At 60.3% G+C, this 11,797-nt stretch carries 9 protein-coding genes; 1 reads left to right on the forward strand and 8 read right to left on the reverse strand.

Going from position 1 to position 11,797, the window contains the following annotated elements; all coding sequences use genetic code 11:
- Positions 1-66: 66 nt before the first annotated feature.
- The 8 genes from RAE09_RS00845 to aspS all read right to left on the reverse strand — a co-directional run bounded on the left by RAE09_RS00845 (position 67) and on the right by aspS (position 10,619).
- Entirely contained in the window at positions 67-468 is a 402-nt protein-coding gene (locus RAE09_RS00845; RefSeq protein WP_316980710.1) for an A24 family peptidase, read from the reverse strand.
- 106 nt (positions 469-574) lie between these two features.
- Positions 575-1,402, reverse strand: coding sequence for a shikimate dehydrogenase (locus RAE09_RS00850; RefSeq protein ID WP_316980711.1), 828 nt, complete (start codon positions 1,400-1,402; stop codon positions 575-577).
- Positions 1,403-1,433: 31 nt separating this feature from the next.
- A complete protein-coding gene (gene mltG, locus RAE09_RS00855) occupies positions 1,434-2,627 on the reverse strand; it encodes an endolytic transglycosylase MltG (protein WP_316980879.1) in 1,194 nt (397 codons plus the stop codon).
- Between the two features lie 38 nt (positions 2,628-2,665).
- A complete protein-coding gene (ruvX, locus tag RAE09_RS00860; RefSeq protein ID WP_316980712.1) occupies positions 2,666-3,217 on the reverse strand; it encodes a Holliday junction resolvase RuvX in 552 nt (183 codons plus the stop codon).
- Between the two features lie 10 nt (positions 3,218-3,227).
- Positions 3,228-5,912: an alanine--tRNA ligase gene (gene alaS, locus RAE09_RS00865; protein ID WP_316980713.1), complete on the reverse strand. Its 2,685-nt coding sequence runs from the start codon at positions 5,910-5,912 to the stop codon at positions 3,228-3,230.
- Positions 5,913-6,013: 101 nt separating this feature from the next.
- Entirely contained in the window at positions 6,014-7,405 is a 1,392-nt protein-coding gene (locus RAE09_RS00870; protein WP_316980714.1) for a replication-associated recombination protein A, read from the reverse strand.
- A 43-nt stretch (positions 7,406-7,448) separates the two neighbouring features.
- Positions 7,449-8,663, reverse strand: a complete 1,215-nt coding sequence (locus tag RAE09_RS00875) for a phosphotransferase (protein ID WP_316980715.1) — start codon at positions 8,661-8,663, stop codon at positions 7,449-7,451.
- Positions 8,664-8,786: 123 nt separating this feature from the next.
- Complete coding sequence (gene aspS, locus RAE09_RS00880) at positions 8,787-10,619, reverse strand: aspartate--tRNA ligase (RefSeq protein ID WP_316980716.1); 1,833 nt, start codon at positions 10,617-10,619, stop codon at positions 8,787-8,789.
- 244 nt (positions 10,620-10,863) lie between these two features.
- Between aspS and ypfJ the strand changes: the two genes are divergently transcribed.
- Positions 10,864-11,742, forward strand: a complete 879-nt coding sequence (gene ypfJ, locus RAE09_RS00885) for a KPN_02809 family neutral zinc metallopeptidase (RefSeq protein WP_316980717.1) — start codon at positions 10,864-10,866, stop codon at positions 11,740-11,742.
- The last annotated feature ends 55 nt before the right edge of the window (positions 11,743-11,797 follow it).

Raw genomic sequence — 11,797 nt, forward strand, 5'->3', positions numbered from 1 at the left:
GGGTATTATCGCACGGCCTGGCCAATCCAGTACCAACTTGGCCCCGCAATATATTCTTCCACCCCCTCAAAGAGGGTGCGCACATGCGATAACGACCGTTGCCGCTAGCAACATTGCAGGACCATGCGGGCTCTCCTTCTGCCCACTGCATGCAGACCACATAAGAGTCAGGAGGGACGCGCTGCCGCTTGCTGCTACCACCCCCATAAACCCAGCCACATGCCCCACCAGCATTCCTAGGGGCCAGGCGAGTTTTATGTCGCCTCCACCCACGCCTGCATGGGCCAGCCCTAGCACCAGGTACAGCCCCGGCCACCACAGCCCACTCCAATTGGCAACGGCGAGCGAGACCATCGCAGCTGGAAGCGTCAGCCAGTCTGGCAATCGGCGCTGCCGAATATCCCACCAAGACAAGGTTGCTGCCCACAAACCATAAATAATTCCCCCGACTATTAGCACGGGGATCACTCTAAGGCACGCTGTGAGGAAGCGCTGGGCGCCAATGTCTACATGGCGAAATCCGCAGCTCCTGCTACACGGGGATTCCAGCCCGCGCTTGCCGACGCCCCCTTTTTTACTTAGTCGTCTGCGACCGCTTCTGCAGCTCCTCGTGCAATGCCTTCAGCATGTCTTCCCGCGGGGCGGCCACCCCGGTAAATTGCTCGAACTGGCTAAATGCTTGGTGCGCGAGCATGACATGCCCGCCCACGGTCTTGTACCCATTGGCCGCCGCGCACGTGGTCAGCGGTGTAGGCCAGGGATCATAGATGACGTCCAGCACCGGTGCGTGGGCGAGGTCAAAGACATAATCTTTCACCGCCGCGGCTGGAACGGTGGACACAATGACATCGACGCTGCGAGCCAGCGCGGATAAGTCCCCGTCGAAGCTAACAAAGGAAAGTTCCAGCCCTAGGTTCTGCGCGAGCGGCAAAAGTTCGGTGCTGCGGTCGGAACGGTTGAGGACCGTAACCTTTTTCACCCCGCGCTCGGAAAGCGCCCACAACGCGGGACGAGCGGTGCCCCCAGCACCAATGAGCAGCGCATGAGCTGCTGGATCATCCCCCAGAAGTTCGGCGAGCGCACCGCGTACGCCCTCGGTATCGGTATTGTCCGCATACCAACCATCAGCCCTGCGCACCAAGGTATTTGCTGAGCCAATCAGTTGGGCCCGGTCACTTACGGTGTCCGCAAAGCGGAGGGCGGCAAACTTGCCGGGCATGGTCACGGAGAAACCAACAAACTCTGAGTCGCTTGCCGCCACCAATTCCGGCAAGCCTTCCGCCGATGTTTCACAGCGGGTGTAGTCCCAACCGGCCAGCCCGGCGGCCTCGTAGCCAGCATTGTGGAGCACCGGAGACAAGGAGTGCTTGATGGGGCTACCAAGGACCGCCGCACGTGGCATGGTGTTCTACCTCTTTGTGGTTGTCGCGACTCTACTGGGCGGGCTGCTCGGCAGCGGCGTCGCCGTTGCCGGAACCAGCGCCCTCGCCTTCGCGCTTGGAGTCAAGCACGCCGGAGCGGATGGCATCATCAACGCGGCCCAAGTGCTCATCGTAGGTATCGGAGAAGACGGTAGTGCCCTCCTCGTCCACGGTGACGAAGAACTTCCAGTTGCCCTCAGCCGGTTCTTCCATGGCCTTGATTGCATCGTCCGAAGGAGAAGCAATCGGGGTATCTGGTAGGCCTTCCTTCGCGTAGGTATTCCACGGGGTCTTCTCCCCACGGGCCTCATCGGTGGTGGCCAGTTCAACGTCTTCCAAGCCGTAGTTCACGGTGGAGTCAAACTCCAGGCGCATTGGCTCGTCCAAACGGTTGAGGATAACGCGGGCAACCTTGTCGAACTCGCCTGCCGGTGCCTCGCGCTCCACCAAGGAAGCGGAGGTGAGCAGCTCGTATGGGCTCAGTCCAATGGCCTTTGCGCGTTCTTCAATATTTGTTTCGTTGTAACGCTTGGTGGAGCGGGTGATGAGATCCTTGAGGATATCCTTGGCCTCCATATTGGGGTCCAAGACGTACTGGCCTGGCGCGATAAGGCCCTCAATGCGCTTGGGGTCATTGCCGCGCTTATTAATAGCGTCCAAGGCCCACTCCGGTGCGCCCAGCTCGGCTGGGTCGGTTTCGGCGGCAACCTTTTCCAGGTCTTCCTTCTTCAGGCAGCTTCCATCGTTGCAGCTGACCTCAGAAATCAGGGAGTAAATGCCGTAGCGGACGTCTCCGCCCACAACCTTGACGTCCTCCAAGGTGGCGCCACCTTGGACCTCGAGCATGTCCACGCGGTTATTCTCATCCAGCAGTGCCTCGACTGCCGCGTCCGCGCTCATTTCTTCCTGCAGACGATAGAAGCCCGGCTGGATTTGGCTCGCGCCGTGGTTCATCGACGCAGCAGAATCGAAAGCGTCTTGCGTCTTCACCACATTCTTTTCTACCAATGCAGGTCCGAGCTCGGACATGGACGAGCCTTCCGGCACCTCCACCAGCTGGGTGGTACCGTTGCCGGTTCCTTCATAATCGGCGGAGGTATTGCCGAGTCGGAATCCGATGTAGATAAGGGCGCCAAGGATGACGATGATGGACGCAATGACAACGGCAATGCCGCGCTGGCGGCGCTTGACGTATTTCGGCTCCATCGATCGGCCGAGGCGTTCTTGGTTACGGCTCACGTGTTTTAGTCTCCTGAGTCTGAAGGCTGGTCTATTGCATCATGGGATCGTAGCGCGCTCGCGCGCCCATCCAACCAAGTCTGCAATATCTCCACCGCTGCTGCTTGGTCGATGACTTTACGGCCCTTCTTCTCGGACACGCCGGACGCGCGCAGCGCGGTGGTTGCTGCCACGGTAGTCAGACGCTCATCAGCCAAACGTACTGGTGGTGGAACTTTATCTATATTTGCATCTCGATTCAACCGACGGCGGATCCGAAACGCAATTTCCTTAGCATGTTTTACGCTTTTGGAGCCATTTCCCTGCAAGTCCCGTGGCAGGCCAACGACAACTTCAACTGCATCATAGGAATCAATGAGCTCCAGGATGCGGTCAATATCGCCCTTATCGCGGTCTTTGAACCCGGTTTCTCGGCGCACGGTCTCCACTGGGGTGGCAAGCGTTGCTTCCCTATTGGACACTGCCACACCAATGCGCACCGTGCCGACATCGAGCGCAATCCGGCGGCCTTGCCCTGGGTCATCAACTCCGGGGGTATCTGGTTCCACTTTTGCCACGGTCGAACTCCTACAGGGACTCGAGCATGTCCTTGACGGCCCCAAAGCCGCGCTCAGCGCCGGCTGCAGTAGCGCCAGAGCCCTGGGCCATATCCGGCTTACCGCCACCACGGCCGTCGACGTACTGTCCAAACTCCTTGACGATGTCGCCGGACTTTACGCCGCGGCCAACAGCCTTGTCCGTGGCTGCCGCGATGAATGGGAACTTGCCCTTGTCCTCGGCGCCCAGGACGATGACGGCTTCTTCCTCGCGCAGGCGGTTGCGCAGGTCCGTTGCAACGGTGCGCAGGTCGCCACCGGTGGTGCCTTCCGGCAAGGTCAGCGCAATGACCTTGAATCCATTGATGTCCTTGGCCGCGCTGACGAACTCGGAAGCACGCGCAGCCAGCTGTTGCTTGCGCAGGGTCTCAATTTCCTTCTCCGCTGCCTTGAGTTTTTCAGACAGCTGCGCGATGCGCTCTGGCAGATCCTCGGTCTGCACCTTCAGCTCGCGGGAAACGCCCTCTACCAAGGCGGTTTCCTTGGAGTAATAACGGAAGGCATCCAAACCGGAGTAGGCCTCGATACGGCGAGCACCAGAGCCAACGGAGGACTCACCCAGCACGGACACCGGTCCGATTTCAGCGGAGGAACCAACGTGGGTACCACCGCACAGCTCGATGGAGAACGGTCCGCCGATTTCTACTACGCGGACCTCCTTGCCGTAGTTCTCACCGAATAGTGCCATAGCGCCCATGGCCTTGGCCTCCTCCAGGGAGGTCTCAATGGTGTTCACGGCAAAGTTGGAGTCGATTGCCTGGTTGGTAATCAAAGCAATCTCTTCCAACTGCGCCTGGCTGAGTTGCTCGGTGTAGTTGAAGTCAAAGCGCAGGTAGCCCGGCCGGTTCATGGAGCCGGCCTGGACGGCGGTGGGGCCAAGCACCTGGCGCAGTGCGGCGTGAATGAGGTGCGTAGCAGAGTGTGCCTGGGTGGCACCGTGGCGCCACTGCTCGTCGACGGCCGCCTCAACGGACATGCCCAAGTCAAGGCCGCCGGCGGTAACCGTAGCCTTGTGTACCCACAGCTTTTTACCGATCTTTTGAACGTCGTTGACCTCCAGCAGGGATTCGCCGGCCATGATGCGGCCGCGGTCTGCCATTTGGCCGCCAGCTTCGGCGTACAGCGGGGTGTGGTCCAAGATGACCTCAACCTGCTCGCCCTCGTGCACCTGATCGACCTTCTCGCCACCGCGGACGAGGCCGATCACGCGGGCGTCGGAAGTAAGCTCCTCAAAGCCGGTGAAGACGGTGGGGTTATTGTCTACCCAGTCGCGGTAGAGGGAAAGATCAGTGTGGCCGTGCTTCTTGGCCTGATTATCGGCCTTGGCGCGGCGGCGCTGCTCGCCCATGGCGTCGTTAAAGCCATCCATGTCGACCTCAAGGCCGGCCTCCTGGGCCATCTCCAAGGTCAAGTCGATGGGGAAACCGTAGGTATCGTGCAGCTCAAAGGCCTTCTCGCCCGGCAGGACCTTTGCGGTCTTCGCACGGGAAGTGGACTTAAGCTCTTGGACGGCATCATCGAAGAGGCGGGTGCCGGACTCGAGGGTCTTCAGGAAGGCCTTTTCCTCATTCACGGCAACGCGCAGGATGCGCTCGCGGTTGTCCGCAATCTCCGGGTAGGACGGGGTCATGGTATCCATGACCGTATTCATGAAGCGCTCCATGGTGGCGCCCTTAGCACCCAGCAGCTTGGCGGAACGGATAATGCGACGCAGCAGGCGGCGCAGGATGTACCCGCGGCCCTCGTTGCCCGGGGTCACGCCATCCAGGATAAGCATCATGCCGGTACGGGAGTGGTCAGCTACCACGCGGAAGCGGATATTGTCCTCGTGGGAGGCCTTGTCACCATAGGTGGCGCCGGTAAGCTCCTCAGCTACGTCAATAACTGGGCGCAGCAGGTCCGTTTCATAGACGTTGTCTACGTCCTGCAAAATGCAGGCCACGCGCTCGATGCCCAGGCCGGTATCGATGTTCTTCTTGGGCAGCTCGCCGACGATCTCAAAGTTGCCCTTGCCAATGCCCTCGCCACGCTCATTTTGCATGAAGACCAAGTTCCAGATCTCCATGTAGCGGTTGTCATCGGCAATCGGGCCGCCGTCCTTGCCGTACTCAGGACCGCGGTCATAATAGATCTCGGAGCACGGGCCACAGGGTCCAGGGATACCCATGGACCAGTAGTTGTCCTCCATGCCGAGGCGCTGAATGCGCTCTTCTGGAACACCGATCTTGTCGCGCCAAATTTCGGCGGCCTCGTCATCATCGAGGTAGACCGTAACCCACAAACGCTCTGGGTCTAGGCCAAAGCCGCCCTCATCAACGGAGCCGGTAAGCAAGGTCCAGGCGTTGGTAATGGCGCCTTCCTTGAAGTACTGGCCGAAGGAGAAGTTGCCGGCCATCTGGAAGAAGGTGTTGTGGCGGGTGGTAATGCCCACCTCATCAATGTCCAAGGTGCGCACGCACTTTTGGATGGAAGTAGCAAGGCCCTTGGCAAAGGGCGGGTTCTGCTGGCCTAGGAAGTAGGGCTTAAACGGAACCATGCCGGCATTAACGAAAAGCAGGTTAGGGTCATCCAGGATCAGCGAGGCGCTTGGTACTGCCTCGTGACCAGAATTGACGAAGTGCTGGGTAAACCGTTCCCGGATCTCATGAGTCTTCACGAGCAACAATCCTAACTGTCTGAGCTTTCATCTTCTATCAAGAAGTTTCTAACCCGCCCAACTCTACCCTTCGCTGCACAGCGATTTCCCATCGGTGGGGATCAGCGCGACCGGCGAGCGTTTTTGCCTGGGCCGCGATTGCCGCGAATAATGCTGCGCAAGCGGCCTATATAGTCATAAACTCGCTTCTCAGCCCCGTGATCGGTGGGTTCATAGTAAACCGAGCCCTCCAGCTCATCGGGCAGGTACTGCTGCTCTACAACGCCGCGGGGATCATCGTGGGGGTAGACATAGCCCACGGCATTTCCCATCCGCTTGGCGCCCTCATAGTGCCCATCGCGCAGGTGCGGTGGCACATGGCCCACCTTGCCGGCCGCTACATCGGTTTGGGCCTGCGTGATGGCAGAGATAACCGAGGGCGATTTCGGCGCGGTGGCCAGGTGGATGGTGGCTTGCGCGAGCGGGATTCGCGCTTCTGGCATGCCAATGAGCTGAGCGGCCTCGGCCGCCGCCACGGCCACCTGGAGCGCGGTCGGATCGGCCATGCCGATGTCCTCGGAGGCGTGCACAATGAGCCGCCGGGCGATAAAGCGCGGGTCCTCCCCGGCTTCTACCATGCGGGCGAGATAATGCAGCGCAGCGTCGACATCGGAGCCGCGAATGGACTTAATGAACGCGGAAACCACGTCGTAGTGTTGGTCGCCGTCGCGGTCGTAGCGCACCACCGCCTTATTGACGTTGTCCGTGACCGTTTGTGGGGTAATCTCCCCGCCATCGTCAACCGCCTCTGCCGCGGCCTCGAGATAGGTCAGCGTGCGCCGCGCATCGCCGCCGGCGAGGAGTACCAACTGGTCCAAGGCTTCATCGGTAATCCGAATCTTGCGCTCGCCTAGGCCACGGTCGCTTTCTAGCGCGCGCTTGGCGACGCCCCTCAAGTCATCGTCGCTGAGCGAATGCAGCTGCAACAGCAGCGAACGAGACAAAAGCGGCGCGACGACGGAGAAGGAAGGGTTTTCCGTCGTTGCCGCGACGAGCAGTACCGTGCGGTTTTCCACGGCTGCGAGGAGTGCGTCCTGCTGGGTTTTGGAAAATCGGTGTACCTCATCAATGAACAGCACCGTGCGCCGGCCATGAATGAGCTCTTGCCGGGCGTGGGTGATGACCTCGCGGACCTGCTTGACGCCCGAATCAAGCGCGGAAAGGCCCACGAAGTTCTGCCCCATTTGGCTGGCGATGAGCGAGGCAATGGTGGTCTTGCCGGTGCCCGGCGGCCCGTACAAGATGACGGAGGCCTCTCCTGATCCTTCCACGAGGCGGCGCAATGGCTTGCCGGGCGCCAGAAGATGGTCTTGTCCGACCACTTCATCGAGGTTTTGTGGGCGCATCCGCGCCGCCAGTGGGGACCCAGCGTGGGTGGCGAAAAGGTTCTTGCCGGGCAGCGCCGACGCGCTGCGGTCCGGAGTGGGCCCGCCAAATAATGAGTCTTGAGACACTGGAAAGCTACCTCCTATAAGGGTGCGGGCACATCGTGATTGTCTATTCGTCATCCAAGCGGCGCGCAATGGCGCTGCCAAATGCCGCGATGGGCTCGCAGGCGGGGCGATCGCAGCGCGCGGCATATCGAGATAGCGCCTCAAAGGTTTCATAGAGGTCGCGCCGCACGAGCAATTCATCTTCCGTGAATGGTCCGTGATCGGCCGGACGCAAGATGGAGCGCTGCGGATCGTGGACCACTTCGGCTTCTCCCCTGGCTAGGGCAACCAGCCCTTCGATACCGCCGGCGTGCATCGTGGTCACGCTCGATAACGCCCAGCCGATGAGCGACGCCACGATAAGGCCGTGGATTTCGTCCGCATTGGAAAATAGCGGCCACACCTCAGATACGGCACGAGACCAAGCAGAGATGAAGATATCTGCCTCTTCGTCCGTAATCGGCTTGGAGAAAAGAAATTGCGGGAAGCCGGCGATAACGCAGGCTACGTCGAAGCCAACATTGCGGAATCCTGCCCATTCATAGTCCAAGAAGTGCAGGCGCTGGGACACAATGATGTTATCCGGTGAAAGGTCGAAGGGAGTAAAGGCTCGGTCCTTGCCGGATGCCAGGGAGCGTGCGGCTTGATCCGCAAGATCCCGGAAGCTGGCCGGTGCCTCAAGCCCGGCTTTATCCAGCAAGTCGAGGCCGATGCCAATGGAGCGCTCCAGCGCCTCATCGCGCACGGACTGGTGCGGGGCCAAGTCCGGATTCTTGCGCAGCATCCTATTGAGCAGGGTTTCATAATCTTGCTCATGGCCCGCGGTTCCAGCGTGCATGTGCCCCAACGCACTGCCCAGCGAGCGCAGCACCCGCACGCGATCATCATCGGTGGACTGAACAAGGACGTCGGCAAGCGTTTCGCCCTCACCTAAGTCCGTCAGCACGATAATGCGCTGCTCCAGATCGTGGGCAAGAAGTACGGGTCCGGGGCGCACGTCCTCAGATAACGCGGTGGTGAATTGATAAGCCACCACCTCGCGCAGCATCGCGGCATCGTCGACGCCATAGCCGGTGACCGGGTTGTACTTAATGACTACCGAGCGGTGCGGCAGGAAGGCTCCGGGGGCAATCCTGGCACGCAGGACCATTGCAATGCCGGAACCGTCCAAGCGCTCCACGCTCGACATCTCCGGGGTGCCACCAAAACGGCGCGACAGCATCTCCGAGGCGGCCTTGATGACATCCTCGGGTGATAGCACAGCTTCGTTATCAACCATAGTTCTATCCAGTATGCCCCCTCACACCAAAGCGGGGTCACAAGTTCGCCCGCAGCGAAATTGCAGCGGACTACGATGTGCCCCGCACGGTGCGCCTTAAAGGCTGAGGTTTAAGCCTTCTGCTTACTTCTCCTCAGCGGTTTCACCCGCAGTGGAACCAGACTTTTCCTGTTCCTTCTTCTTTTCCGGCTTGTAGTCTACGCCGGTCTCCTTACGCTGTGCGGCAGGGATTGCCGCCGGGGCGTCGGTAAGCGGATCCACGCCGCCGCCGGACTTCGGGAACGCAATGACGTCGCGGATGGAGTCGAAGCCGCCCAACAGGGAGACGATGCGGTCCCAGCCGAAGGCGATGCCGCCGTGTGGTGGGGCGCCGTACTGGAAAGCATCGAGCAGGAAGCCGAACTTCTCCTGAGCCTCCTCGTCACCGATTCCCATGACGTCGAAAACGCGCTTTTGCACGTCCTGCTGGTGGATACGGATGGAGCCGCCGCCAATCTCGTTGCCATTGCAGACAATGTCATAGGCGTACGCCAGCGCCTCGCCCGGGTTCTGGTCAAAGTTGTCCAGGTACTCCGGCTTCGGGGAGGTAAAGGCGTGGTGAACCGCGGTCCACTTAGAGTGGCCCAGCGCGACGTCGCCGGAAGCGGTCGCATCAGCGGAAGGCTCAAAGAGTGGAGCGTCTACGACCCAGGTAAAGGCCCAGTCGCCTTCCTTGATTAGGTCCAGCTTCTTTGCAATCTCGCCACGTGCAGCGCCCAACAGGGCGCGGGAAGACTTGGTGTCACCGGCGGCAAAGAAGATGGCGTCGCCCGGCTTAGCGCCGACATGCTCTGCAATGCCCTCACGCTCGGCGTCGGTGATGTTCTTAGCTACTGGACCGCCCAAGGTGCCGTCCTCGCCCACGGTGATGTAGGCGAGACCCTTGGCTCCACGCTGCTTTGCCCACTCCTGCCAAGCATCGAACTGACGGCGTGGCTGGGAGGCGCCGCCTTCCATGACCACGGCGCCGACGTATTCGTTCTGGAAGACGCGGAAAGTGGTGTCTTTGAAGAACTCGGTGCACTCTACAATCTTGATGTCAAAGCGCAGGTCCGGTTTATCGGAACCGTAGTACTTCATCGCATCGGCGTAGGTCATGCGCGGGATCGGAGTCTTGATCTCGTAGCCGATGAGCTTCCACAGCTCGGTGACGATCTCTTCCGCCAAGGCGATGACATCGTCCTGGTCTACGAAGGACATCTCCACGTCCAACTGGGTAAACTCCGGCTGGCGGTCAGCGCGGAAGTCCTCATCGCGGTAGCAACGCGCGATCTGGTAGTAGCGCTCCATACCGGAGACCATGAGCAGCTGCTTGAAAAGCTGCGGGGACTGCGGCAGTGCATACCAGGTGCCTGGCTTCAAGCGCGCGGGAACCAGGAAGTCGCGTGCGCCCTCCGGGGTGGAACGGGTCAGGGTTGGAGTCTCGATCTCAGCAAAGTCATGCGAATCCAGTACCTTGCGGGCTGCGCGGTTGGCTGCAGAACGCAGGCGCAGTGCCTGTGCCTGGCGCTCGCGGCGCAGGTCCAGGTAGCGGTACTTTAGGCGAGTCTCCTCGCCTACCTCACCCGAGGTGGAAGGATCATCAATTTGGAATGGCAGCGCTGCGGACTTATTCAGAACCTCAAGATCTGCGACGTTGACCTCAATCTCACCGGACGGCAGGTTGGGGTTTTCCGAGCCTTCTGGGCGAGGCTCCACGGTACCGGTGACCTTAACGCAGTATTCGGAACGCAGGTCGTGGGCGCGCTCCGCCACGTCAGATTCACGGAAGACGACCTGGGCGATGCCGGAGCGATCGCGCAGGTCAATGAAGATCACACCACCGTGATCGCGGCGGCGGGAAACCCAACCGGTTAGGGTGACGGTCTCTCCTGCGAGTTCTTTGCGGAGCTCACCTGCTAAGTGGGTACGCAGCACTGTTGTTCAATCCCTTCTGAAAATTGTGTCACTTGCGGGTCCCGCCACGCGTAAACAGCGCGCGCCAAACCAAGCACAAGACTAGGAACGCGCACAATTCTACATCCCTACCGGTACGCGGAGCGCAGTTAGGTGGACGCAAGCTAACCCCGAAGGCCGCAGAAGAGCCACCGTTTCCCTCCTTCGGCCTCTTTGCAGCAATCTCCATCCTGTGTATGAGGGGGCCATGTGGCACTATTTAGGCATGACTTTTAGATCAGGTGCCGATTTCGGCGGCAAAGAAGCGCGTTCGGGTGGTGGTGGCGGTGGTATCGCCATTGGCGGTGGCGTCGGCTCGATTGTTCTAGTAGGCCTTTTCCTCCTCTTGGGCGGCAATCCCTCAGACTTGGGCTCAATTCTGGGCAGCGAGCAGACCCAATCCGACGGTGCCGCACAGGGCGAAAGCCCCGAATGCGAAACCGCAGAAGATGGCAACACCAAGGATGAATGCCTCGTAGAGTTCACCGGTCGCAGCGTGGATAACGTCTGGTCCAAGGTCTTGCCGGAACAGGCAGATATCCAATACACCGAGCCGGAGCGCGTGGTCTTCCACGGCGGCGTTAATACCGGTTGCGGCGCGGCCTCTTCTTCTACCGGCCCCTTCTACTGCCCGCGCGATGAGTCCGCTTATTTCGACACCGCGTTCTTTGATTCCCTGCGCAACTTCGGCGCGGAAAATGCCCCTTTGGCCCGCATGTACATCGTGGCGCACGAGTTCAGCCACCACATTCAAAACCTTGAGGGCACCCTCGGCCTGTCGGACTATAACGACCCAGGCGCCGATTCCAACGCGGTGAAGATCGAGCTCCAGGCTGACTGCTACGCAGGCCTATGGGCTTCCTACGCCGACAAGGGCGATAACCCCTTGCTCGAGCCGATTACTAAGGAACAGGTCTCAGACGCTGTCGCGGCAGCCCAGGCGGTGGGCGATGACAATATCCAGCGCCGCTCCGGCGGCCAGGTCCAGCCCGACTCCTGGACGCACGGTTCCTCCGAGCAGCGTGAGAAGGCATTCCTTGCCGGATATAACTCTGGCAAGATGTCCCAGTGCGACACCCTGGAGCGCGGCGCCTACCGCGGCTAATACTCACAACGTGGCCGTCGCGTAAAGCGGCGGCCATTATGTTCGCAAATAGCCA

This window comes from Corynebacterium tuberculostearicum, from assembly GCF_032821615.1.
GTDB classification, from domain to species: domain Bacteria; phylum Actinomycetota; class Actinomycetes; order Mycobacteriales; family Mycobacteriaceae; genus Corynebacterium; species Corynebacterium tuberculostearicum_H.